The organism is Deinococcus puniceus (genome assembly GCF_001644565.1).
GTDB classification, from domain to species: Bacteria; Deinococcota; Deinococci; order Deinococcales; family Deinococcaceae; genus Deinococcus; species Deinococcus puniceus.
The window spans coordinates 458,025-484,290 of record NZ_CP011387.1; the positions used below are offsets into that span (position 1 = coordinate 458,025).

At 59.7% G+C, this 26,266-nt stretch carries 11 protein-coding genes and 1 pseudogene; all 12 read right to left on the reverse strand.

Annotation, left to right across the window (positions count from 1 at the left end; genetic code table 11):
* Window positions 1-162: 162 nt before the first annotated feature.
* The 12 genes and pseudogenes from SU48_RS02135 to SU48_RS02185 all read right to left on the reverse strand — a co-directional run bounded on the left by SU48_RS02135 (window position 163) and on the right by SU48_RS02185 (window position 26,029).
* Window positions 163-4,947 (reverse strand): lectin-like domain-containing protein, encoded by a 4,785-nt coding sequence (locus SU48_RS02135; RefSeq protein WP_064013810.1) that lies wholly within the window; start codon window positions 4,945-4,947, stop codon window positions 163-165.
* Window positions 4,944-5,495 carry a hypothetical protein gene (locus SU48_RS14055; protein WP_157451051.1) on the reverse strand — a complete coding sequence of 184 codons (552 nt, stop codon included), beginning with the start codon at window positions 5,493-5,495 and terminating at the stop codon, window positions 4,944-4,946. The genes SU48_RS02135 and SU48_RS14055 overlap by 4 nt, the downstream gene beginning before the upstream one ends.
* 818 nt (window positions 5,496-6,313) lie before the next feature.
* Window positions 6,314-7,816, reverse strand: coding sequence for a GEVED domain-containing protein (locus tag SU48_RS14260; protein ID WP_197474673.1), 1,503 nt, complete (start codon window positions 7,814-7,816; stop codon window positions 6,314-6,316).
* Window positions 7,817-7,825: 9 nt separating this feature from the next.
* A pseudogene (locus tag SU48_RS14455) lies at window positions 7,826-8,569 on the reverse strand (CshA/CshB family fibrillar adhesin-related protein); the annotation flags it as partial.
* Window positions 8,570-8,802: 233 nt separating this feature from the next.
* A complete protein-coding gene (locus SU48_RS02145) occupies window positions 8,803-9,828 on the reverse strand; it encodes a DUF11 domain-containing protein (protein WP_064013812.1) in 1,026 nt (341 codons plus the stop codon).
* 318 nt (window positions 9,829-10,146) lie between these two features.
* Window positions 10,147-11,520: an IS66 family transposase gene (gene tnpC / locus SU48_RS02150; RefSeq protein WP_082869623.1), complete on the reverse strand. Its 1,374-nt coding sequence runs from the start codon at window positions 11,518-11,520 to the stop codon at window positions 10,147-10,149.
* Between the two features lie 76 nt (window positions 11,521-11,596).
* On the reverse strand, window positions 11,597-12,415 hold the full coding sequence (locus tag SU48_RS02160) for an IS3 family transposase (protein ID WP_231881708.1): 819 nt from the start codon (window positions 12,413-12,415) through the stop codon (window positions 11,597-11,599).
* 23 nt (window positions 12,416-12,438) lie between these two features.
* A complete protein-coding gene (locus SU48_RS02165; protein WP_064013816.1) occupies window positions 12,439-12,708 on the reverse strand; it encodes a transposase in 270 nt (89 codons plus the stop codon).
* A 62-nt stretch (window positions 12,709-12,770) separates the two neighbouring features.
* Window positions 12,771-15,296, reverse strand: a complete 2,526-nt coding sequence (locus SU48_RS02170; protein WP_064013817.1) for a lectin-like domain-containing protein — start codon at window positions 15,294-15,296, stop codon at window positions 12,771-12,773.
* A gap of 363 nt (window positions 15,297-15,659) precedes the next feature.
* Window positions 15,660-20,489 (reverse strand): COG1361 family protein, encoded by a 4,830-nt coding sequence (locus SU48_RS02175; protein ID WP_064013818.1) that lies wholly within the window; start codon window positions 20,487-20,489, stop codon window positions 15,660-15,662.
* 1 nt (window position 20,490) lies between these two features.
* Window positions 20,491-23,292: a DUF11 domain-containing protein gene (locus SU48_RS02180; protein ID WP_064015789.1), complete on the reverse strand. Its 2,802-nt coding sequence runs from the start codon at window positions 23,290-23,292 to the stop codon at window positions 20,491-20,493.
* Between the two features lie 286 nt (window positions 23,293-23,578).
* Window positions 23,579-26,029, reverse strand: a complete 2,451-nt coding sequence (locus SU48_RS02185; RefSeq protein ID WP_064013819.1) for a hypothetical protein — start codon at window positions 26,027-26,029, stop codon at window positions 23,579-23,581.
* Window positions 26,030-26,266 lie beyond the last annotated feature (237 nt).

Genomic DNA, 26,266 nt, shown 5'->3' on the forward strand with positions numbered 1-26,266 from the left:
ATGCGATGTAAGATACTCTCTGTCTTTGTTTTCTAATAACTTGAATAAAATATTCTTGGTACTGATTTTGAAATTCGAGGCCGATAGACCAAAAAAATCCCCCCACTGCACCGTGCAGATGGGGGGGAGCGGCGGGGGGGGCGGTTACTGCCCGACGTTAGCTTAGGGAACTTGGGTCTGAAAGCAGACCGTACCTCTGCCGCCGTTCGCAAGACCTGTAAGACCGAGGTTGAGGGTCAGGAGACCAGCGTTATGGGTGCCTGTGCCTACTCCGGTCAGGGTGCCTTGATCGAGGTCGCTGGCGTTGGTCAGGTTGGTGCCTGTGGGGGTGGTATTGCCAGTTACGGTAGTGCTGGTGGTGCTCCAGTGAATGCCGGAACCGACGACATAAGGCAGGGTCACGAGTGCGTCGGGCAGAAGCTGCATTCCGGCGGGCACGTTGTCGGTGAGACTAAAGTTGGCTGCGAGGCCGCCTGCGTTGATGTAGGCGATGCAGTATTCGATGATGTCTTTGGGCTTGGCCGTCACGTTGGTCTTCACGAAGCTTGTTCCGTCGGTCACGTTGCGAACAAACTTTTCGAGGGTGATGGCGGGCTGCACGACTGCAACCACTCCGACGGGGGTCACGGTGGGGTCGGTAGTGCCGGGTTTGGTGGGGTCGTCGGTCAGCACGGGTGGAACGCCAGTAGCCGTGACGGTGCCTTGGTTAGAGACGTTGCCGCTGAGCGCCGTGACCGTGACCCGGAACACCACTGTGGCGGTTTCGTTGGCCGTATCCGTGCCGATCACGCCGGAATTCATGCCGACGCCGCGAATTTCGGCGGCAGTGGCGTAGGGGAAGACTCCGCCCGCGCCGTCCGTGACGGCAACGGTATTGAGCTTGGTGCTGCCTGCAACGTAGGTGGTGCCCGCAGGAATGCTGTCTTGCAGGGTGGTATTGACGGCGGGAACCGTGCCGCTGTTGGTGGTCGTGATGGTGTATTCCAAGGTGTCGCCGGGGAGGACAGTCGAACCTACGCTGCCCGCCACTTTGGTCACGGTTTTGCTGGACGCGAGGGCCGACACCGGGAACGCGCAGCTTCCGAGGTCGCCTAGGTTTTGGTTGGTCAAGCCTCTGAGCGTGGTTGCGCCCGTGCTGGGGTTGATGGTAAAGAGTCTGAAACTCGGGCCGCCCGTCGCGCCGTACAGCGTGCCGTCTGCCGTGAATGCCAAGCCCACGAAATTCGTGCCGCTCGGTGTCGTAGAGACGAGGGTGGCGACGTAGGTGGTGAGATTGATCGTATACACGCGGTTCTCTGCAGTAATGAACAGCGTACCGTTGCCATCGAACACCAAGTCGCCGGTGGACGCGGGGAGAGCCGAGATGGGATTTCTGCTGATCAGGGCACCGGTGGCCGGGTCAACTTCAATGAGCTGCGTGATGGTGCCGGTTCCGGGGTTGTCAGTCGTAACAAACAGCCGTCCGGTGGGGCTAAAGGCGGCCCGCAAGACTTGGTCTCCCGGTGCTGTCGTGAGGAAGCTATTGGGCAGCAAGGTGCTGGTGTTGGTGGCGCTGTCCCACACCCGCGTTTCTATAAGAGAAGAGATGGTGAAGTAGTACAGCTTGTTGGTGCCGGGTTGAATGGCGAGGGCAGTGGACTGGGCGGATGTAGAGCCAATGGCTGTGGCAGCGCCTGTAGCTGGATTGACAACAAGAATGCTATTCGTCAAGGCGCTGATGCCGTACAGCGTGTCGCAGGTGGGGAGCGGTGTAATAAAGGTCTGTTGGCTGCTGGTGTTGTTGCCGGAAACAGGGTCAGTGCTGCCGGTGGGTGCGGTCACGGTGGCCGTATTGGTCGGGCTACCGATGGTGCTGGCCGTGCCCGTGACCGTAATGGTCAGGTAATCGCCGCTGGTGGGCGGGGTAGGGCTGGCATTCACGGGCAAGAGGCCGCTGGCAAAACTGATGGCGTTGCCGCTGCCGCTGGCGGTTCCGCAGGTGGCGGTACCCGAAGCCGCGCACGTCCACGTCACGGTAGTCAGGTTGGCAGGCACGCTGTCGGCAATAGTCGCGCCCGAGATCACGCTAGGGCCTTGGTTCCAGACCTTGATGGTGTACGCGGCTGGGCTGCCCAAGACGACGCTGCTGGGGCCTGTGTTGTTGATACTCAGATCGGCGGTGGAGGGGGTATCGGTGTCGGTGGCACTGTTGTTGGCGGTTGGATCGGTGAAGCCTGTCGGTAGGGTAATCGTGGCGATATTGGCAATATTGCCAGTCGCCCCAGCCGATACCGTGGCGGTCACGGTAAAGGTGACGCTGCTGTTCTTGGGGAGGGTGGGAATGAGGATGCCGCCTGCGCTCTGCATATTGGCGATTGACATTTGGCCTGCTGCTGTGCCCGCCGGAGGGCAAACGCCGCTGCCAGTCACGCTTCCGCAAGTCACGCTTGTAACGGTCAGGTTGGTCACGCTGGGGTCTCTAAACACGGCGTTGGTGGCGGTGGCTGGCCCAGCATTGGCAATCACGATGGTGTAGTTCAGTACTTGATTGGGGAGGTATGACGATTGGCCGTCGGTTTTGGTGATCGAAAGATCGGCCACTGCCGCAGGAAGCAGGCTCTGGTTACAGAAGACTTGTTGATTGGTTGCGTCGCCTGTAGACGCGGTATAGCCCCAGAAAGGCGTCTTACCCACATCATTTCGAATGTCACGGTTGATGGTGCCGTACAGGGTGCTGTCAAGGTAATACTGCAACGTATTGGTGGTGGGGTTCCAAGTCACGCGGAAGTCGTGGTATTGGCCGTCTTCGAGGTTTGGAACGACAGTTGCGGTTACTAATCTGTCGGTATTCGACCTATGGGTACTGTCCCCATTCAGGTACGCTGCCATATGGTCGCCACTGGGGTCTGCCCAAATACGAGGAGAGGAACCGTCGGTATTCTGATAGGTATCTAATTCGATAGTCAGTGAAGGCGTGATGGCCCCGTTGCCGTTCGTATCGAACCCGGCAGCCAAGCTGCGGCCAGCAATACCGATAGCGGTTGGCCCCTGATTTTGCAGGGTAAACGTTATGCCGTCGGCCCCGGTATCGTTGACCCCCAAGTACACCTTGGCGGTGTAATCGAACGCCTGATCCAAGTCCGCACGGGTGTTAGACCACGCCGCACCTTTCTGTTGCTTGGCATCGGGTGTCAGTTCGATCACGCCGCTGGGCTGCACGGTGGCATTGCCCACCGTAGAGAAGCCGGAAGCGATGCAGGTGGGCTGAACGACGGTAGTGGTGTCGGTGGCGCTGTTGTTACCCGGATTCGTGTCTGTAAAGTTCAGAGGAGCCGTTACAGCCGCAGTATTGGCCACACTGGTAACGATGGCACTGGTTGCTACCGTGGCATTCACAGTAAAGGTGACGCTGCCGCCTGCGGGCAGGGAGGGAATGGGAACGCCCGCACCCTGCATGTTGGCAATGGAGGTGGTGAGTGCTGAGGGACTGGCTGGGGGGCAAAATGCGCCGCCTGTGGCATTTCCGCAGGTCACGCCCGTCACGGTCAGGTTGGCCGCTGCGGGGTCTTTGAAGAGTGCGCCTGTAGCTGTACCCGGCCCCGCGTTGCTGACCACGACGGTGTAACTGGTGGTCTGACCGGGGGTGCGGCTGGTCTGATTGTCTGTTTTGGTCACAGACAGGTCGCCGCTGTAGTTCACCTCGAACAGGCCCAAGTCATCGAGCGCCAGATCGTTCCCTTGGGGGCCAGCAGCGGTGGTGGCATTTCGAACGCGGATTTGGACACTGGTGTTGCTGAGGGTATTCAGCGTAGCCGAGAAGTTTTTCCAGACAGGCGTATTGGTATTGGCAAAGTCAGGCGTGCTGGCGAGGAGTGTCCAATTCGTTCCGTTGTCATACGAGACTTCGAACTGTGCTTTAGAACCGTTGGGAGCGTTGTTGGTGGCGGTGCTGACCAAGGCAATCGCCCACGCCGAAAAGTCGTACATGGTGTTTTGGGCCAGCCCGCTCACAGTCGTCCGGTAAAACACATTGGGCGTGTTGATGGAATTGATGATCAGCATGTTGCCGGAAGGATCGCCCTTCGTATGATCGGAAATTTGGTGCCACAGGAAGGTGTTGCTGTCGGCGGTGTTAAAAGCGATCCCGTAGCTGGGGGCCGTCGAATTGACGACGGTGTATTGGCCGTCTTGGGGGGCATAGATCGCGCTGTTGTAGGCGGTGTAGGTATAGCCCGCGACATTGGTGTCTGCCCCGGCGCTGGTACCGGGCACCGTGCTAGATGCAGTGCCAAACGTTCCCCCTGTACTCGCGGCAATCAGGTTGCTGCCGATGAGGGTACAGCCCGCTGCCGCGCAGGAGGGGAGGGGAGTGGTCAGGGTGGTGGTGGCCGAAGCAGTACGGTTGACGGCGTCGCCGCCTGTGCCGTTGGTCGCTACGTTGATGATCTGGGCACCCAGCGGAGTCGCCCGAGACTGCACATAGATTTTGAAGGTAGCCGAATTGCCAGCAGCGATGCCCGCGCCGCCGTTGATAGTGCAGGTCAGGGTCTGTGTGGAGCCGACAGGTGTATTGGCCTCGCACCGAAAGCGAGTCGGGTTTGTCTGATTTTGCGTTGTCGGCGTGCCGTTGTAGGTTTCCTGAATGATCGCCATCCGCTCGCGGGGTTCAGAAGCCGCGAGAACGTTGGTACGCGGCGCATTCAGGCCAGCGGGCAAGGTAAAGGTCAGGGTGAGGCCGCTTGCGCCCGTTGTGCTGGCCCCAGTCCCCGTGCCGTTGGTCACGGTGGTGGTCAGTTCTACAAAGTTGCCCGCATCTACGCTAGGCGTGGCAGTCAGGCTGACGCCCAACGTCGCGGCCAACACAGTGGAGGCTGAAGACGCCAGCACAAGCAGCAGCATCTTGAACAGGAAAGCGGAGTGCCGCTGCAACCGCAGGAGCAGTTGAATCATGGTTTTGTACAAGTTCATTGAGTCATCACTCCTTGGGAGGGCCGTCGAGGAGCCAGAAAAGCAGTGTCGGAACCAGCTACAGAGAGCGGTCTAGCCTCATCTGGGCGGCCAACCTCGTCGCCGGGAGTGATGGGGTGCATGGACTTGCTGGTATTGATGACTGCAGAGCTAACTGCATGGCAAAAAGCGGCACTGTTGTCGGTGGCAAGAAGGGAAGCCATCAACGTGTTCAGGGAAGTTGATGCAGTACAGATCGGGATAGGCCGATGAGTCTTAGTAATAAGGTCTGCAGTCACTAGCGAGACAGCAAAAGAGGCAGAGCGAACCACAAACTGGCCCCCTGCTCTTTCCGAGAAGGCGGCAACAGGGGCCAATGTGGTGGTCAGGGCAAACGAAAAAGCGCTCGCCGCATTGACAGTGTTGTCTGCACGAAGAGCTGGGGCTGGGAAGAGAAACACCGCTTCCACGGCATTTTTCAGGGCACCACTGCTGCCCACAATGCCGCATAAGCCCACGCCCGAACCGGAGCCAAGAGAAGTGACGACATCTACGTTGATGTCATCCATGCTGCTGCTTGGAAAAGTTGGCTTTGAAGAGTGTGGAGTGCTGAGGCCGGTAGAGGGGCTACCCGGCAAAGGGGCGAAGGCTGTACTGGCGTAAGAGCGCAGTACCGCTGTTGACGTATCTGTCAAAACAGTCGAAAGTCTATATTTCATTTTGATTAGTCCTTTTAGGGTTTGAGGGCTAATTACTGAAGATTTTCTTGGTCAAGTGAAACTGGTGGTTCGCCATTTCACCCGACATCTAAAATCAACTTGTGGAGCGGTACTACTGCTGTATTTTTAGAGGTTTATAGTCAATAGGCTCCTAGAGGTATCGGTCTAGGCGCGAATGCAATCCATAGTCGGCGTATTAATGGCCCAGCCCGCCTAAGCCAGCGGAACTGAAGCTGGCTTGTGGCAGGCAGTTGGGTGAGGTTTGCACTCGCCCCACTGATTCTCGATTCCTCGCCTTTAGTGATTCGTGCATAGGCTGAAGCAGCGATGATCCGTGCCGCTAGTCGTAGTTGCAGTTTCGTGGAGGGAATGAGGAAGCTGGGAGATTGAAGTGAAAAACCGATGGATTGGCCTAAAGTAGACTTCGTATTTTTCATTTCCCTAGCTCCCTCTTAAGACTTGGACTTGACAGTGTTTATAGAATGAGTGTTGTTCGGCTCTGCATCTTGCTTAAAATTAAAAAACAATTGTCCGACGTAACCAAGGTTTGTGTCGGACAATTGTGTTATAACGCGGTGTTATTTTTGATATCGTGTTTAAGTCTTTTGAGTCCTCTCCAGTTGAAGGCTACGTAGGTTTGCCTTCAACTGGATTCCCTTGTGTTTAGATCACGGGATTTGTGTCCGGAAGCAAACGGTGCCTTTGCCGAGGTTCGCTAACCCAGTCGCGCTGAGGTCGAGGGTCAGGAGGCCCGTGTTGTTGGTGCCGTGTACTGTGAAATCTATCGGGGGTAGTGTGTCTGCTCCGGTCAGCGTGCCAGCGTCGTCACTGGGGGCGTTGGTCAGGTTGGTACCTGCGGGGGTGGTGTTGCCGCTGACGGTATTGCTGGTGCTGTTCCAAAGGATGCCTTGGCCTGCTGCATAGGCATCAAGCTGAACGATCATCCCGGCGGGCACATTGTCGGTGAGTTTGAAGTTGGCCGCGTTGCCGCCCGCGTTGATGTAAGTGATGCAGTATTCGATGATGTCTTTGGGCCGGGCTGTGGTGCTGGTTTCGGAAAAGGCAGTTCCGGTGGTCACGTTGCGAACGTACTTTTTGAGGTTGATGGCAGGCTGAACTGGCATGGCCGCCGTGACCGTTGTTGACTGGCTGCTGGAGTTGTTGCCCGGTACGGGGTCGGTAGTGCCGGGTGCCGCAGTCACACTGGCCGTGTTGATCAAGGTGCCGCTGGTTGTGGCCGTGCCCGTGACCGTCAGGGTCAGGTAGCTGCCACTGATGGGCGCTGTCGCACTGGCGTTCACGGGCAAGATGCCGCTCACAAAGTTGATAGTGTTGCCGCTCCCACCGGCTATTCCGCACGCTGCGGTATCAGAAGCCGCGCAAGTCCAGTTCACGTTGGTCAGGTTGCTGGGAACGGGGTCTGAGATAGTCGCGCCTGTCGAATTGCCGGGGCCTTTGTTCCACACGGTGATGGTGTAGGTGGCGAGGCTGCCCTGAACCACGGTGCTGGGGCCGGTTTTGTTGATATTGAGATCGGCAGTCGTCGGCATGACAACCAGCGAGTAATCTTCGACCTCACCGGAAGGAGAAACCCCAGTGGGGGAATTGCAGCTTGCAGCAGCCGTACAAATACGGAAGCGGGCGAAAGTCGTTCCCGCGACTGCATTGGTGGGCACAGTGACACTGAGGTTGGTTGTCCCTACAGACACCGAATTATCACTGGTAATTTGCTCACCTGCGTCAGCAAAGTCGCCGTCTCTGTTCCAATCGAACCAAGCACTCAACAGGCCCGCTGCCCCGATAGCTACAGGAAGAGTGACAACATTCCCAATCATGACGGAGGCAGGCATCGTTACGCCGTCTTCGTCATCGATGCTGTTGGCATCATCGGCTGTGGCCGTGGCATTGGCCTGCGAAGTGCGTTCAACGTCTACGACGCTGCCAAGCAATGCAGTTGTAGGCGGGATTTGGGTGGCCAAGCCGAAAGTAGGGGCGGTGTTGGTGTTGGGGAAAATGGTGTTGGTTCCGGCACCTAAAGTGCCGCCATTCCAGCCCAGTACAGGCAAATGGGCAACGTTGCCGTAGGCGGTGGGGGCATCACCATAGTCGGCCACGTTCAGCATGACGCCCAGAGCGATAGCCTGCTTCCCTGCTTGGCTGGAAATAGTCACTGTAGCTGAGGTCGCGTTATCGATGAACCCGATGGCCATTGATGCTGGGGCCCCAGCGGGAGTACCAGAGCAGCTATTCGTGCCGTCTCCAGCAGAAACCGAGAGTCCAGTACTAAAGGTGTAACTATTTCCTGCTCGATTTATAAAATAAGGCTCGTCGCAACCGGGCGCACGCAGACGCTCGATCACGCGCATTGTTGCGCTTGGCGTCGCGGACAAATCTACGACAGTCGTCTCATCCTCACTCGTCGTTTCGGCATCTGCAATGACCAATCCATCAACCACACTGACGCCGCCCAATGTTGCGGTGCAACTGTAGGTAAACGTGGCGTTCCTGGCATCTGTCCGGTTTACCAGCCCAATATCCATGGTGTTGCCTACATCGTCAGATCCACTGTGATAAAGGTTATCAAGTCCATCTTCAAAATAACCACCGGGGCGGTAGATTCTAAGATCAGGGTCGTTGCCAGTACCACTAATACCATTGATGCTACAAACAACCGCCAGATTTTGACCTGCAACCGTGATGTTGTTGGTAATTGTCTGACCAGTTTGGGTGATGTTGGCCCCGTTGTTTCCCCAGTCAATCCACAGAATCTGGTTGCGGTAAAGACCACTGCCGCCAGTAGCGTATTGCGCCCCCGCATCCGGCGACACCCCACCCAGCCCTATTCCGGCAGCCAGCAGCAGGCCAGACCATTGTCGTACACCTCTGAAAGCGTTTCCACTCTGTATAAAACTAGGTAATTTCATTCGATTAACCACTCCCTGCTGCGCTCTGAGGGCCAAAAAGGCCAATGTATAAGGCAAAAATCCAACGATGTAGAGATGACGGGGCCTAAGCGATGGTTTCTTTGATCCACACAATTCATCTTTCTGACCTATTTGGCGGTTGTCCGGCCTCCATGCCAATTTCTTTGGGCTTCATGTCCGGTTGAAAACCAAATGACAGAGTTTCAACCGGAATCCAAAGGGCTTAGTTCAGCTCACGGGATTTGAGTCTGGAAACAGACGGTACCTTTGTCGCCGTTGGGCAGCCCAGTCGCGCTGAGGTCAAGGGTCAGCAACCCCGTGTTGTTGGTGCCGGTGCCTGTTCCGGTCAGCGTGCCAACGTCGTCACTAGGGGCGTTGGTCAGGTTGGTACCTGCGGGGGTGGAGATGCCGGTGACGCTAGTGCTGGTGTTGCTCCAGCGGATGTTGGTTGCGGCGGCCCCTGTGCCGTAAGGTGCTTTGACTTCTTCGAGGGGGTTGGGGCTGGCCTTCGGCAAGATGACCATCCCGGCGGGCACATTGTCGGTGAGTTTGAAGTTGGCCGCGTTGCCGCCCGTGTTGATGTAAGTGATGCAGTATTCGATGATGTCTTTGGGCCGGGCTGTGGTGCTGGTGTCGGAAAAGGCAGTTCCGGTGGAGACGTTGCGAACGTACTTTTTGAGTTCGATGGCGGGCTGAACTGGCGTGGCTGCCGTGACGGTGGTGGTCGTGCTGGCACACAGATTACTGGGTGTACAGCTACTCGAATTGGGGTTGGTTGGCGCGTTCGGACTGCCGCCCCCACCGCTGACGCTGGCGTAGTTGACCGGGGAGCCTATGGCGAGAGCTGTGACCGACACAGGGAAAGTGAAAGTGGTGCTTCCGCCCGCCGCCACAGTAACCGTGCTGGTGCAAGTCAAAACGTTGCTGGCTGCCGTGCAAGTCCAGTTGGCGGCGTTGGTGCCGCTGAGGGTTACTGCACCGTCGGGCACGGTAATGCCGCTGGGGAGCGTATCGCTGATGGCCACGGTGCCAAAGGTTGCCATCGGGCCAGTATTCGTGGCACTCAGGGTGTAGGTGGCGCTGGTCTGTCCTACAGTCCACGGGCCGTTGCTGTTCTTGGAGAGGTTCAGGATGGGTGGGCAGGCAAAGATGCTGTCGAGGTTGTAGCTGCCGTCATCGTTCCCGTTCCCGGCAGTGCCCTGAGTCGAATCGTAAACGACGGCAGCCGAAGCAATAGACGTGACAGTGGCAGGCAACACGACGTAGCTGCGTGTAGTTGGGTTTTGACCAATAGAAGCAACCGAGCCGTTAATAACGCCCTGCGAAACTGAAGCGCCGCTCAAGCCGACGATGCTGCCAACAGTGCCCGAACCGTTAACGGTGGTCAGTACTGCATAGCTGATGTTATTGACTCGTAGAGTGAAGGTCGTAACTTCAGAATTTGCTACAGGGGCACTGTTAGACCACATCCAGCGCATATCCACGATAAATCTGTTGCTGGGGCCTGTGCCGATGCTGTAATTGGCGGCATTGGGAATAAAATCAACAGTTTGAGGTAACTGCTCAGCAGAGTAGGTTCAGACGGAGAAGTCAGGCATGAGGACATTCCCGGTGAACACACTGACTAGGCCGTACCAGACGTTCAGACCCTGCTTGCCCAGCGTCGAGATGTAACTCCTGATACGGGCGAAATTCTGCCCACCTTCCGCAGAGCGGAAGCCGCCAGACACCTTGCGCTTCACGCACCACAGGCGTACATCACGTTCCGCTTGATTGTTGTCGAACGGCACCCGCTCGTCATGCAGGAAGCGCAGCACCGCCTCGCGGTGCTGCCTACACCGCAAAGCCAGATTCCGTCCCAGTGATTGCCGGGTTCGCCCGCGTCGTCCAGGAACCGGAGGCGCTTCAGGATTCACCTGAAGTGCCTTCTCCAGCAGCGCATCAAACTGGTGTTCGAATGCTGTACGCGCCGTAGCGGTCAAGATGCCCTGTTTCTGCTCGTGGTACACCCGGCGCAGGGCGTCCCGCAGTTCGCCTGCCCATCCCTGGGCATGGTGTTCGGCCAGACCGCGCAGTTCGCGGAGCAGATGCGCACCACACAGCGCATGCTGTGCTGGGAGCTTGAAATAGGTGCTCCAGGCGTCATGAACCAGGATGCCTTGATACTGCGGCAGCACGTTCATGGCGTCCAGCGCAGCAAAACCTCGCTTTGGGTGGTGACCGTACAAGGTGAGCTGCGCGCAGCTCACCACGTGCATCCACTGAAGCTGCCCATTGACTTTGCTGCCCGTCTCATCCGCATGCAGGACGGGTTGCTTTTGGAGTGCCGCTTTCAACTGGGTCTCGAAGTCCTCGAGCTTGGCGGCCGCCAGATGAAGGTTCAGCGCGATGGTACCGTCACTGGGCCGCACGCCACAGAGCGCTTCGAGGATCTCGCTCGTCCGCTCCAATGGAATGAAATGCGCGGCGTTGAGATATACCGCGAGCCCGTGAATACGGGGGCCGTACTGCACCTGTCCCGAAACATGCCCTGGGAACGGGGCTTGCTGCCGGTGATGACACGTGGGGCAGACTTTGACGTCCGCGCGGTATTCCGTGACGCGCAGCTGAAGTTCCGGCAGGTCGTGAACCTGCCGGGACACCGTGGTCTGGACGGACACGTTGTCCCAGACCTGGCCGCAGGGGCAGTGTCCAGTGAGGGACAGGGGGACGGTTTCATCTGGATGTGCGGACATCTTGAGCGTCTGACCTGTATGACCACGCTGGCCGCCAGAAGACCGACCGGTCTTCTGGCGCTCACTTTTGGGTGCCCAGGGCTTGTCCTGACTGGGAGGCTGACTGGAGGTGGTGCTGTTTCGGGCCAGTTGAGCTTTGATGGCGCGAAGTTCAGCCAGCACCTCAGCGAGCTGGGCTTCGAGTCTTTCGCAGTTTGGGCAGGCGTCGTGAGCTATACCTAAACTCTACTCTTTGAACCGCATCCAACTGGGCTGGCCCCAATGTTTGGACGACTTCGAGTAGAGACTCGGCTCAGGTACAGGGTACAGGATGCGAAGCCGATCGAGCCAGCCAGGTAGCGGCGAACTCGTCCGGCGTTTGGTAAGCGAGCGAAGAATGGGGCCTGTGAGCGTTGTAAAACGCTCGCCAGCCTTCGATGAGGACGCCTGCATGTTTGACGGAATAGAAGACTTCTTGGGTCAAGCATTCTTCCCGTAAGCGGGAATGAAAGCTTTCGGCAAAACCGTTCTGCCAAGGTTTCCCCGGTTCAATGAACCGGGTGCTGACCTCCTGCACGGCCAACCAGATGCCCAAATCACGGGCGATGAACTCTGAGCCATTGTCGCTGCGCAGAAAAGTGGGGGCACCTCTTTCTTTAATTACCTCGTCTAGGACGGCTTTCACGTCCATCGACGTGAACGTCTCGGCGACGCGAATCGCGAGAGATTGCCGGGTGAATTCATCCGTGAGTGTCAAGATTTTGAGGGTGGTACCTCCGAGGGTTTGGTCGAAAATGAAGTCATACGTCCACACGTGATTGGGAAATTCCGCGGTCATGGGGATGGTGTTGCCCGTGCGAATTTTCCGGCTGGGGTTCTTCTTGATCGTCAGCTGCTCCTCTCGCCAGATTCGTCTCACTTTCTTCCGGTTGACCGTGTTGCCTTCTTTGACGAGCAGCGCGTGGATGAATCGAGAACCACGCCGCGGATGTTGCCCCGCCAGTTCGCGAATCCGACGACGAATTTCGTCGTCCTGACGCGGTTTTGCTCGATAGTGCCACGATGATTTAGGCAGACCCACCAAGAAGCAAGCCCGTTCGGGCTTGACCCGCTGCGTGACCAGTTCTCGCACCAAGGCACGCTTCTCAGTGGTCGTTATCGCTTTTTTGCCAAGACCTCCTTGACCGCCTCGATTTCGAGGCGCTGCTGGCCTACGATCCGTAACAGGCGTGCATTTTCCTTCTCCAAGTGGCGCAGCCGCTTGGCTTCATCGGGTGTGGTATCGCCGTACTTCTTTTTCCATGTGTAGTACGACGCTGGGCTGCATCCGAAGTCCCGGCACAACTCCTCTATGGGCTGTTGACCTTTCTTGGCGTCTTGCAGCAACTTGATGATTTGCTCTTCGGTGAACTGCTTTTGTTTCATGACGTCTCCTCGCCTTCCAGCCTGACAAATCAGGGCTGGGATGGCGAGCCTCCGTCTCTACTTCACGCCGTCCAGTTTTTGGGGGGCACTCCACAACCCCCCCGCTGAGCAGTTACAGTTTGAGTTTCTATGGCACCGTCATTGAAAGCCGTACCGTAGGTATAGGGCGATGCACCAACAGGTTTGACACCAGTGGTGACGGCCAACAAATTCAGCGGGCTGCCTACCGCGCAAGTGGCAGGCGGCGTGGCAGGCAAGGCGGCTTCAATCGTATCGGTATCGGTGGCGCTGTTGTTAGCGGTTGGATCGGTGAAGCCCGTAGGTACGGTAATCGTGGCGGTGTTGGCGAGGTTGCCGGTGGCCCCGTTGGCAACCGTACCAGTAACGGTAAACGTGACGCTGCCGCCATTGGGCAGGGTGGGAATAACGATGCCGCCAGTTGCAGTGATGTCCTGCATCTTGGTGACTGCGGTGCCGTCTAGGGTGGGGCAAACGCCACCGCCAGTCACGCTTCCGCACGTCACGCCCGTGACGGTCAAGTTGGTCACTTTGGGGTCTCTAAACACGGCGTTGGTGGCGGTGGCTGGCCCAGCATTGGCAATCACGATGGTGTAGTTCAGTACTTGATTGGGGCTGGTAGTGGCTTGGCCGTCCGTTTTGGTGATGGAGAGATCGACCACAGGTGCAGGAATGAGGTTCTGGTTGCAAATGACTTGCTGGTTGGTCGAGTCGCCTGTAGAAGCGGTATAGCCCCAGTAAGGCGTTGTGCCGACATCGTTGCGGATATTGCGATTGATGGTGCCGCGTAGCACGCTATCAAGGAAGTACTGGAGGGTATTGGTGGTGGGGTTCCACGTCACGCGGAAGTCGTGATACTGGCCGTCTTCCACACTAGGAATAGCGGTTTTGTCGACTAGATTGTTGGCATTTGCAATATGTCGACTGTCGCCATTCAGGTAAGCCGCCATATGATTATTAATGGTGTTGCTAGAAAAGTCTTGCCAGCCGCTATCAGCATTGGGGAAAGTGTCTATCTCGATGGTCAGTGAGGGAATGATAGCCCCGTTGCCTAACGGGTCAAAGCCTGCGGCCAAGCTGCGGCCAGCAACGCCGATAGCTGTTGGGCCTTGGTTCTGAAGGGTGAAAGTGATGCCATCTGCCCCGCCAGGATTGGCACCTAAGAAGACTTTGGCGGTGTAGTCAAAGGACTGGTTCAAGTCTGCACGGGTGTTAGACCAAGCCGCGCCCACTCGCTGTTGTGCATCAGGTGTAAGTTGAATTGCGCCATTAGAAATTATTGGCGAGCCGTTGCCATTGCCAACTGTAGAAAAGCCAGAGGCGATGCAAGTCGGCTGAACGACGGTGTTGATGTCCTCAACTGTGTTGTTGCCAGTAGGATCGCTGTAGCCGGAGGTTGCAACGGTGGCGGTGTTGGTGATGCTGGTCACAGTGGCGCTATTTCCTACGGTGGCGGTCACAGTAAAGGTGACGCTACCGCCATTGGGGAGCGTGGGAATAACGATGCCGCCAGTTGGACTCACGTCCTGCATCTTGGCTACGGTGGTGTTAGCAACTGTGGGGCAGACGCCTCCGCCTGTAACGCTTCCGCACGTCACGCCCGTGACGGTCAAGTTGGTCACTTTGGGGTCTGTGAACACAGCGTTGTAGACGGTATCGCTGCTTGGGCCGGGGTTGGCAACCACGATGGTATAAGTGGTGGCCTGACCCGGATTAACGCTATTCACGCCGTCGGTTTTGGTAATCGTGACATCCGCCGTCGCCGCAGGAATGACGCTTTCATTGCAAAAGATTTGCTGGTTGGTTGCGCCACCCGTGGAAGCGGTGTAGCCCCAGAAAGGTGACGTGCCGACATCGTTGCGGATGTTGCGATTGATGGTGCCGTACACGGTGCCGTCAAGGGAATATTGCAGAGTATTGGTGGCGGGGTTCCAAACCACGCGGAAATTGTGGTACGCACCGTTTTCTAGGTTGGGAACAACGGTGGGGGGGCCACCGATCAGGTAATTGGACGATGAGGTGTTATGGCGGCTGTCTCCGTTCAGGTAAGCCGCGATGTGGTCGCCAACGGGATCTGCCCAACCGTTGGCACCGTTAGCCGTGGTGTTTTGATAGGTATCAAGTTCGATGGTCAGCGAAGGGGTGATTTCCCCGGTGAGAGAGTTATCAAACCCAGCGGCCAAGCCTTGGCCAGCAATGCCAACGGCAGTGAATCCCTTTGCAGAATTTTGAAGGGTAAAGGTCATGCCATCGGCCCCACCATCGTTATTGCCCAAATACACTTTGGCGGTGTAATCGAAGGGCCGATCCAAATCGGCACGGGTGTCATACCAAGCTGCGCCGATCTGCGTGCCCGTATTTGGGGTCAATTGAACAGCATTGCCCTGTAGCGTGGCATTGCCTACTCGGGCGAAATTAGGCGAGATGCAGGTGGCTGGCGTGGCCTGCGCCCCAGCACCCGGCGACACTACACCCAGTCCGATTCCGGCGGCCAAGAGCAAGCCAGCGGCGCGGCGGAGGCTGGGAGCAGCATCCTTTGATCTTTGTTGCAAAAAGTCGGGCAATTTCATCTGATCATCACTCCTTGGGATGTATGCCGAGCGGCTGAAAAATCATTTCGTTGATCTATTGGCGACGGTTTCGGAATATCTGGAGGCTGACTTCCGTCCCTTTAGAACTTGCCCAGTCCATTCTTGCTCTGCCTTGCCCATCAACTATCTTGTTCGAGTCAATAAAAAATCCGGTGGCCTGAAATTTGAAGCTGTATTTTAAGTTTCCCAGTTATTTCTTATACAATTTCCCATGTCACAATTGACCTTTTGAGATTTGAAAGATAAATACCGCATCAGTTTTGACTTAACGTTCATTTACAAGAGTAAAAAAAAGGCGAGAGGGAGCAAGCAGAGTTCAAGCTGCTGCCCCTCTCACGCCCATTATTTTTGCTCTTTGCCCAAATTCTCGTCGATGGTCAGGTCAAGGCGCAGGTAGAGGCCCTGCTTGGTGTAGGTTCCGGCGCTGGGCAGGCCCACGAACCCGACTGGGTTGTATCCGGCGGTCAGCCATGTGCCCTGCAACGGGCGCACGCTGGCTTCTAGGCCGTAACCGTAGGCGGTGCTGCCGCTGGAAGGCTGCGTAATCATGCGGCCCCACGCGCCCACGCCGAAGCGGTCAGTGATGTACGCCGTGCCGCCGATCTGCGCCTGCAAGGTAAAGCTGGCGGTATCGTTCAGCAGGGTGCGGGTCTCTAGGCCGCCGCGCACGGCCCACGTGGGCTGGCGGTATTCGGCGCTCAGGCCAGTGGAGAGTTCGGGTTGCGTGCCGCCGAGGCTGCCCTGCAAGTAGCGGGCGTAGCCGAGGCTATTGAAGGTGCGGTTGCGGTAGGCGTAGCCGAGGCTAGCGCGGAGGCCGGACTTGTCGGCAGACCATTCGGCCAGCGCGTCGGCGGTGAGGGTCAGGTGCGGGGTGATGGTGCCAGTGATGCCGCCGCGCACCACGACGCCGAATTTGCCGTTGTTGAGAGTCAGGTCGGTGCCGGTGGTGGCGCTCACGCTGTCGCTGCGGTAGTTGACGTCTGCGCCCGCGCCCAATTGGGTTTCATTCTTGTTCAGGTCGTAGAGGGCGCTGCCACGCAGACCCACGTTCACGCGCTCAGAGAGGGTCAGGGCCGTGCTGACGCCGAAGCGGGCGCGGTTGCCTGCGCCGCTGGCAGTGGGCAGTTCGTAGCCCAGCGCGTAATTGAAGTTGCCGAGTTTGGAATCGAGGGTCAGGGCTGCCGACTGCGTGATGTTGTTGGTGCTGCCCGCGCCCCAGGTGATGGCGTCGGTCAGGCCCAGCGTCACTTTGTCGTTGAAACGGTACTTGGCGGTGATGTTGGTGGTGGCGTCCAGATTGCCGCCCAACCCACCGAACAGGGGCTGAGTATGCACCACGTCGATGTCTACAGGGTCGCGGTGATAGCCGATGCTGCCCACCGCGCCGAGGCCGTAGGTGTCGCCGTAAGCGTACTTGAGGCCGCCGCCCACGGTAAACGGAGCCACCCGGAATTCGGCGCGTGCCCCCAGAGTGCCGCCTTCGGTGGTGGGCGTGCGGTGATATTCGGCGTCGGCGATGGCGTTCAGGTTCGCGCCGAGGCGAGCGTTGTAGTTGGCACTGGCATTAAAGCCTACGCCGAAGCCGTTCAGGCCCGCGTAGCCTTCGTCTTGGTAGCGCACGCGGGCGCTCAGGCTGTCGTCACCCAGTTTGGCGGCCACTTCGGCGCTGGCCTGTACGCCGCCCGAATAAGCCACGAGCGCCCCGGCCCTCAGGGTGCCGTTGTCATACTGGCCGCGCACGCCGTAGGTCACGCGGTCATCCAGGCTCACGGCAGCGGCTCCCACCGAGTAGTTTTCGCCGGTTTGTTTCACTTGCGCGCCGAAGGCCAGGCGGCGGCCATCTTTGGCGTTCAGAAGGCGGTAGCTGGCCAGCACGCGCAGGGTGTTCAAGTCGTTGTCTACGGTGTCTAGGGCGCGGGCCAGCGTAATAATTCCGGTTCGCACGTCCAGCACGTAGTCCACGTTGCGGATTAGGGTGGCGCGCCCCACTTCTTTTTGTGTGCCGTCGGCTTGCAGGGTGCGTTCCAGCGTCACCAGCACCAGCGTTTCACTGCCCTCGGCAATGTCGGTGTTGGGCAGGCGCAAAATCCGGGTGCCTTCGGGCGTCAGGGGAGCGTCGGTAATGCGGTCACGGGGAACAAGGGCGGCAAACGCGGCCACCGAGGGGTTGGTTTTGGTGTAGGCGCTCAGGGCCGTAAACTGCTCGCCCACGGCCAGCACGTCTATGGGCAGCGCGGTGGTGCGGTACTGGGCGCGGAAGGCAGGATGATCGTAGGTCAGCGCCACCGGATCGATGCCCTGCAGCGGCACGCTTTCGGTGCTGGCGTCTCCGGCCAGCGGGTAGCGGATCAGGGTGTTTTCGTTGGTGGACAGGCCGTCCTTGTCGGCGGCGGCGTACAGCTTGCCCCCGGCCAGCGGGCCTTCGTAGTAGCCCTTGGCCTGATAGGTCAGGTCGTCTTGCAGGCTCAGGCTGCCGTCCAGTCCCAACGTCGCGCTCAGCATGCCCACGCCCACGCGGCTGGCGTCGGGGCGGACTTCAAAGCTCTGGCGCTGCACGTCGTCGCCGTTCAGCAAGTCCAGTTTCAGGGTGGTCGGTGCAGACTGGGGCTGCAATTCCATCACACCTTCTCCGTCGGTCAGGCGCACTTGGTAGCCGCTTTCGCTGGGGTTGGCATCGGGGGTGCGGGGTTCGAGGTTGGTGCGTACCGTCACGCTGCTCAGCGAGGCCAGGTTGCCAAACGAATCCAGCGCCCGGAACTTGACGCGCAGGGGCGTGCTGCCGTCGGCCAGCATCTGGGTCGCCAGCACCTGAATCTCGGCAGTGCCGCCCACGAGTTGCACGGTTACGGTTTCTCCGTTCACGCTGAGCACGTTGGGGCCGGGCTTGAGGGGGACGCCCACGTAGGTCAGGCGCTGCACACCGCGCACGCCGTCTTGGGTGTTGGTGCCGATGGTCGAGGAATCCACGGGTTGCCCGTTGATGGTCAGGGCAGGCAGATTGCCCACCGGGACTTCGACCACCACGCTGATCCGGTCACGGGTGCGAATCAGGCTGCCTGCGAGGGGCAACTTGATGGCTCCGGCGTTTTCGGCAGTGGTCACGGAGCTGGGGGCGGCCAGCGGGCGGGCGGCGGCCAGGTCGGCAGCATCGAAGGTGCCTTCCAGCAGTTCGCTGCGGTTGCCCTGCAAGCGGCTGAGGAGCGATGGCGCGGCCATGACGCCCAAGACTTCGGTGTGGGCAAGATCGTAGGCGACGACACCGCGCTGTGCTTTGGCATCGGTGGCGGGAATGACCCAGTACAGCGTGCCGCTCGGCCCCACCATGGGGTCGGCAATCGGCTGCTTGTTCAGGCGGCTGCTGCCGGGGGTTACAGTTGCGCCAGCGGGCGGCAAGTGCGAAATGACCAGTTCGTTGGTGCGGGTCGGCGCGTCATAGGGCAGGCTGACCACGCTTTCACGGACTTGGGCCGGGGCGGGGCGCACTTCGGGAACCACGACGACGGGTGCGGGCACCGGAACTGGCGCGGCAGTCAGCAGGCCACCCACAGTTTGCGGGGCGGGGCAAGACGGGCTGTTCAGTTGGGCGTTCAGCGTGGCTTCGCCCGCGGCGTCCACACGGGCGCGGTAGGTTAGCGTGCGGCTTTCACCGGCGGCCAGCGTGCCTTCAAAGGTGGTGGAGTCAAGGGCCACCAAGCCCGCGCCGGGAGTATCGGTCAGGGCAAAGGGCACGCTCTGGGCCGCGGTGTTCTTCACGGTCAGGCTTACGGTCACCTCGTCGCCTACGGTGGCGGCGGCCAACGGCTCTCGGCTCAGTTGCAGGCTCGTCGCGCTGGGCAGCACGTTCAGGTTCACGGTTTTGCCCTGTTCCCAGGGATTCAGGCGGGCGCTGACGGTCAGGGGGCCAGCCACAGTGGCCGTGCCGATCACGGTCAGTTCACCGGGGCGCCCTGCATTCAGGGTGCCGTCCAGCGTGTTTACGCCGATGATGTCGAGTCCGGGCGTGTCCAGCGTCAGGTTCATGGGCAGGTCGCCTGCAAAAGCGGTGCTGGCACGCGCTGTCAGGGTCACGCGGTCACCGATGCAGATTTCGGTCTTGTCGGCTTGCAGGCTCAGGGCCACTTCGGGGCGAATCTGAATCAGGGCTTCGGCCAGCCCGCCTTTGGGCACGGTCAGCTTGCTCTGATCCAGCGTCACAGTGGCTCCGGCCACAGGCGCGGCAGTCAGTGCGTAGTCGCCCACGGGCACGCGGCGGGTCAGGCTGCCGTCGACGCGCTCGGTTTTGCCGTTCAGGGTAAAGTCGGCGCTGGTGGCTGCCGTGCTGCCGGGCAAAATCAGTTCGGCGGTCACGCGCAATTGTCCGGTCTGGTCTACGCGGGTCAGGGTAATCGGGGTGGCGGTTCCCGCACGCAGCAGGCTAAATCCGGCGGTGTTGGAGTACTGCTTGGCTGTGCCAGTCTGGCGCAGTTCGATCACGTAGCGTCCGGCGGCTTCAGGCAGGGTCAGATCGGCCCAGTCCAAATCTTCGCTGACCGTCAGGGGCGTGATGTTGCCCTGCTCGTCGCGCAGTTGGGCTTCGAGTTCGCTGGCGCCGTCGCCGTCGTACATGCGAACCACGTAGGGCACGGTGCCGTCGGTGGTCACGTTGATGGCCGGAACCCAGTCGGTGGAGTTCACGTTGACTGTCAGGCGTTCGGCGGTGATGTCGGCGCTCACGCCGGTCAGGCGCACGGCGAAGGTGTTTTTGCCGTTGCCTTTGGTTTCCACGTTCAGGCGGTACTGGCCCGCCGTCAGGTCTTGCTCCAGCAGGGTTTCCCAGGCGTGGGCACCGGGCGTGAAGGTGCGCCGCAGCACCACTTTGCCGCCCGCATCGGTCAGGGTAAAGGTGGTCGTCACCGCCGAGCGGTTGGCGTCGTACTGCTCGTCACCGTAGTAGGTGTCGCTGCGGTAGTCGCTCTGGTCGACGCGGGGGCTGTACAGGTCAAGCTTGATGCGGCCCGTGATCGGCACGGCCAGATTCAGGGTTTGGTCGCCCACCGTCCACATCAGCTTGTCGCCGATGCTGGTCAGGGGAAGGCTGGTGTCTATTTCTTGGGCCTGCGCCACCGAACCCGCTGCCAACAGGGCAGTCAGGGCGGTCAGGGCAGCCAGAGATGATGTTCTTTTGAAATTCACTTCAGTACCTCCAGCTCACGAAAGGATCGGTGGTGGCAGCGCGGTCTTCCCCCGGCCCTTCGAGGCGGTAGGTGAGATTCGTTTCACCTGCACTTAGCGTACCGGTCAGACTATTGCGGCCTTCTTTCAAGGTCGCGCCTGCGGGGAGGGGATCGGTCAGTACAAACTCTTCCAAGGCGGTGGGCGAAGTGATGTTCAGGTTCACCACGTAGCCGCCCGTAACCGGAATCACCAGTTTTTCTACACGTACCGTGCCTGCAATCAGCACCGTGCGGCGCAATACGTTGATGTCGCCGCCCAGGGGAGCCAGCGGGAAATCTACGCTGGTCAGGCCGCGCACATGCACAGTCTGCGTGCCGCTCAGGTCGCCGTCTGCGGGCACCTTCAAGGGCGGGTACGGCGTGGTGTTGGGATCGAGGCGGAAGGCCTGCGTGCCGTACTGCACGTTGAAGAAGTGATAGCGGCCCTCCTTGTCGGTCAGCGCCAGTCGGCCCCCGGCCATGATCACGCGGGCGCGGTCTACAGGTGTATCGAAGCCTTCTTCGTACAGGCCGTTGCGGTTGCGGTCGATGTACACCAGACCCACCACGTCGCCCAGCGGCGCAAACTTCAGGGGATCGAGGCGGGTGCTGGCCTCGGCGCGGTTGCTGGCGATAGCGCGGTTGGGGCCGCCTGCGCCGTTGCCCACCACACTGACCGTATTGATGAGGGTGCTGGTGGCCTGCGGCGTCACGCGGGTGGCGTAGGTCAACACGATTTCGCCGCCTGCGGGAATCACAGCCACCGGCCATTTCAGGGTGCTGCCCGTGCTGGCGGTGGTCACGGTGGGGTCGGCGTAAGCGGCCCCGGCCAGCGTGGTGGTTCCGGCGATGTACTCCAGCCCCACGGCGGGGTTGTCGGTAATGATGGCGTCCACGATAGGCGTGGTGGGCGACAGGTTGCGAATCCGCAGCGTGTAGGTCAGGCGGTCTCCGTAGGTGGCGACTTTCTCGCTGACTTCCTTCAAGATCACCAGTTTGGCGCTCCAGACGGGCGTCTTCACTTCGTTGCTGGCAATCGGCGCAGGCAACTCGGTACTCACCAGATTGAAGATGTTCTTCAGTTCCTCGCCGTCTACAGCGCGGGTCGAGACGGCTGTGTCCATCGTCAGGGTGCGGGTTTCGCCGGGTTGCAGCGTGCCCAGATTCCAAGTCACGACCTGCGTGCCCACTGGGCCTGCCACTACGCCGCCCGCCGAAGCGCCCACAAAGTCGGTGTGGGCGGGCACCGGATCGCTGACGACCACATTGGTCAGCGGGCGGGTGTAAGGGTTGCGAACCGACAGGGTGTAGGTAATTTTGTCGCCCGTGGCGACGGTCATATTGGCCGCCACCGAACTGGACTTGACGAGTTCGGGGAGGCCGCCCTCTACGGCGGCGATCAGATCGCGGGTCTGGTTGCTGGTTCCCCGGTCTCCGTTCACGGTCAGCAGGGCTTCCAGTGCCCCGGCCTGTGCGGGGGTGTAGCACACGCGCACAAAGGCGGTCTGGCCCGGATCGAGCGCGATAGGCTGCACCAGGGGGCCGCCGCTGGCATTCTGGAACTCGGCTTTGGCCGCGCCCTGCGGATAGGTCACGGTGACCGTGAAGTTGTCGCGCACATCGCCGGTGTTTTTGACGGTGTGATCGAAGCAGACCACTTGACCCACCACGGCAAACGTCTTGCTCTGGCTGTCGGCGGCGGTGCCTTCGGGCGCTTCGGGGTTGCCCACTGGCCCGATGGCGACGGCGGGCAGATAGCGCACGTCGGCGGTGGCGGTGCCGGTGGCGGCTTTGCCCCCAGTGGTGGCGGTGGCGACGTTGGGAATCTTGCGGTTTTCGGCGGCCAGTCCGGCCAGCATGCGGAAGCTGAGGCTCAGGCGAGCGCCCGCCTTCAGCGTGGGCACGCGCACCCGCACGCCGCGCACCTGTGCAGGTTCGGTGGTTTGCCAGTTGGTGCCGTCTGCGCTGTATTCCAGCACCGCGCCCGCCACGTTGTTGCCGACGCTGGCGCTGCCTGCCACAAAGGTCAGGCCGAGAGCCAGCTGATCGGTCAGAATGTCGGTCAATACGACTTCGCGGCTGTCACCCTGCCCGCCGTTCACCGTATTCACCGTGACGGTGGTTTCGGTGCCGGGGCGTACCAGCGCCGGAGAAAAGCTCTTGTCTACGGCCAGTTCCGGGGGCGGGCCTACAGTCACGCGGCTCACGTTGTCGGCATCGCTGACGCCGCCGCTGCAAGAGCCGATCAGGTTCACGAAGGCGTCTCCGCGTGCGCTCTGGTCGGTGCTGACCACGACCAGCAGGTTGGCACTGCCATCGGCGGGGAGGTTCACGCTGCTGACTGTCGGCTCGTTGGTGTCTACAACGCCGTTGTTGTTCAGATCGTGATACACGGCCAGCACAGGGGTAAAGCCGCTCGCTGTTTCCACGCGGCCCGCCACACCAAGCGTAGAGGTGGTGTTACCCGCATTGACCACCGTGTATTTGAAGGTGGTCGTTTCGCCGGGCAGCAGCGTGGCGCTCTGGCCGGGAGCCAGCACCGAACCGTTGGGCGTAATACTCACGGCGCACACGGCCTGCACGGTGGTGGTTACCAGATTGCTCTGGGCGGTGCTTGGGCCACCCGGCACCAGTGGCTCGAATGTTCCGGTGGCGATGTTGGTGATGTTGGTTCCGGCAGGCGTTCCGGCGGCGTTGGCCCACTGGCCGCCCGCGCAGGCACCTAGCGCCAGCAGGCCGGACAGCAGTTGTAGGGGGGATTTAGATAAGTAGCTCACGGTCATGGTCTCCTCGGTGGGAAGGGAAAAAGTGGCTTGGAAACGGCAAAAACGGAAGTTCAAAGAGGATCTATGAATTTTTTGGCTTTCAAAAGTGTCAGAAGTGGAGAGGCAACGGGTCATCAACGTCATTCAGTGTGCTGGAGCGGTTCTGACATCCCTATGACGGCAGAGCTGAAAAGGGGGGGTGCTGCGGGTGTACACCCATTAGGGGGCTACCTTGTCAGTTAATGGGCGAGGGGTAGAAAAAAGTGCGCCCCGGATGAAAAGGGCGCACTAGAGAAAGAGAGGGTTACCTGACGGTGACGACGATGTCGAGGCGGATGCTGGCCGTTGCTGGCACGATGTCGGCGGCGGTGATGGTGCCGCTTCCGTTCGTGTCTACAGCCACTTCAAGGGTCGTAACAGTGTCCATATTGGTGGCGGTAGGTGCGGCTGTAACAAAGCCGCCGCTGGTAACTGCTACGCCTGCCAGAGTGCCCGTCCACTTGTAGTACACGGTGGCGCTGGTAACGGCGGCTGGGGGGGTGTACACCGGAGCTGGTGCTACTGTTGCCGTGAAGCCCGTGAGGCCAGTAGTAGGAACCACCGTTGCGGAGACGAACTTGGAAAAGGTGTAGACGTTCTGACCGGCAGCGCTATCGCTGAGCACGAAGTTGGCTACGGGCGTGTTGAAGTTGTTCTTGGCGATGATGGCGTAGCGCACGGTGTCGCCGGGAAGCACGTTGAATGGGTCTTTCTGAGCGACTGTAGGGGTCGGTGCGGTTGCGCCCTTGGTCTGGTACTTGTCCACATCGATGCCACTACCGGGGTTGCCAGTAACAAGATCGGGGTTGGTGTTGACGATGGCGACTTTCACTACGTCGTTGGGGTCGGTGGCGACGATGGTGCTGTAGTTGCCGGTTGCCGTCTGAGGCACAGTGACCGATCCGGTGGCGGCGTCGGCAGGTACGACGACCACAAGGAAGACTTTGAGTTCTTCGTTCTTGGCGACCACGGGGGTGATGTAGTTTCCAGCGGCGTTCTTGGGCAATTCGGTACCATTGATGTCTACGTACTTGACACTTACTGCTGGCGTGGTGCCGCCTGCTGTGTTGGGGAAATTGACGACGGGGGTGGTTAGTGTATAACTGTCGCCGTACTCGCCTTGGTTCACAATGTCCATAGGGAAGACAGCAGTGGCGTCGGAGGTATCGGGGCTTGCAATGATTCCGGCTCCGGTGGGCTGAGCAGCCTTGGGGCTGACGGTCTGGGTAATGACAGAGTTGACAGGATTGATGCCTACAGTAGGGCCGTCGCTGTCGCCAAACTGCATGGCGGGCGGCATGATGGTGTTGGTGCTGGTGCCGTCGGCCACAACTCCGGTGTCATTCTTGGAGTCAATGCCTACCAGAATGTCGATTTGTGCAGGGTTGGTGACGCCGTTGAGTACTGGGTTGGTATCGGGGAACGTGACTTCGGTGCGGAAGTTGGCGGTGCTGGGGGTACCGGGAGTGCCAGCGGGGACGCTGATGGTGGGGTAGCCTCCTACAAGAGTGGCAGGAGTGCCATCTGGATTCAGGAACTTGACGATGGTGCCGTCGGGGAGCGTAAAGCTGCCGTCGCCGTTGTTGACGCCAATTGGTTGGCCGGCGTTGGGGCCAGTGGCAATAGTGGGGAACAGGTTCACAACATCGGCCAATCCTTTGTTGGTCACGGTGTTGACGAACGTAACCACATCAGGAGCGGTGTTGCTGTCGGCGGGCGGGTAAGCAATCTGGTTGTCGCCCGTAGGGTTAGAGGTAATGGACGTACCGGGGTTGGCTGGGTCGACGTAACCGGGGGTGCTGGGGTCGCTGGGCAGGCCGGGAGTTCCGGGAGGCGACACAGGGTTGTTGGGGTCGGTAACGGGCGTACCGGTAGGGCCGGTGGGCGGCACGACGACAGGAGTGGTGGTGATGGGTGTGGTAGTACCGCCGGGCGTGGTGTCGGGAACGAAGCTGGGTGGCACTACGTCGATCAAAGGCGCAAACACTTTAATCTGCGTGTACTGCAAATCGGTCGTTGCTTCTGTCGTAGAAACGGGGCCGGCTGGGGGGCCACCACTGTATACATCGCCAGTACCCTGAGGCGACACGGAGAACAGGCTGCCGGAGGGCGCGTTCGTACCGATGGTGACAACTTGGCGGATGTTGAGGCGTCCTTCGTCGATCGCGTTGTTGGGGTCGCCCGCCACTCCCAACAAGTCGGCAGGCACAGAAACAGGGCCGGTGATGAGGGCGTCGGTTCCGTCGAGAATGCCGTTGGCGTTGGCGTCTGTAAAGTACTGAACGATGGTGCCAGTGGGCAGGGTCGTACCACCTGTGAAGGCTGCGACCGCAACGGTATAAGGCGTCGTAGCAGGCGTGTTGCTGCCCACATTACCGTTGTTCACGATCACGTAAGGGGTGCTGATGACCGCGCCGGGCACTTGATCGACGAAGTTGTAGTTCATGGCGGGATTGGTGGCGGATAGAGCAGCATTGGTGCCCATGTCCAAGACACCGCTGTACACGATGTCAAAGTCGGGCTTGGGCTGTACGGTGGTAGTCACAGGGTTTGACGCGACATTACCACTGGTATTCCCAGCAGGGCCGGTGGGGTCTTCAAACACGGCGGTGGCGGTGTTGGAAATAATCGTGCCAGCGGGGGTGTTACCAGCGGCGGCGGCGGTTCCGGCGGCCATGGCGACCATGAGGGCAATCAAACGGGAATTTACTTTCATGTGGTGCTCCTAGGGGGCTGCTGTGCAGCGGAAAAAAACGGGGGTGGCGGTGAGAACCAAGATTCGGAGTCAAAGGGCGGCTTAGAGTCGATCTGATCCAGAGGCCTCATTCCGGCCACATCTGGCGCTCACTCTGACTACAGTGTCTCTTATCAGTTCTGACGGTTTCATCACTCTGGGCCGAAAATCTGAGAGATATTTGGGGGTATTGATGGGGGGGTAATTGACAGCAGAGCT

Coding starts and splice junctions, on each gene's coding strand:
- SU48_RS02135 (WP_064013810.1), bottom strand. CDS start 4,947: ATGAACTTGTACAAAACCATGATTCAACTGCTCCTGCGGTTGCAGCGG.
- SU48_RS14055 (WP_157451051.1), bottom strand. CDS start 5,495: ATGGATGACATCAACGTAGATGTCGTCACTTCTCTTGGCTCCGGTTCG.
- SU48_RS02165 (WP_064013816.1), bottom strand. CDS start 12,708: ATGAAACAAAAGCAGTTCACCGAAGAGCAAATCATCAAGTTGCTGCAA.
- SU48_RS02170 (WP_064013817.1), bottom strand. CDS start 15,296: ATGAAATTGCCCGACTTTTTGCAACAAAGATCAAAGGATGCTGCTCCC.
- SU48_RS02180 (WP_064015789.1), bottom strand. CDS start 23,292: ATGACCGTGAGCTACTTATCTAAATCCCCCCTACAACTGCTGTCCGGC.
- SU48_RS02185 (WP_064013819.1), bottom strand. CDS start 26,029: ATGAAAGTAAATTCCCGTTTGATTGCCCTCATGGTCGCCATGGCCGCC.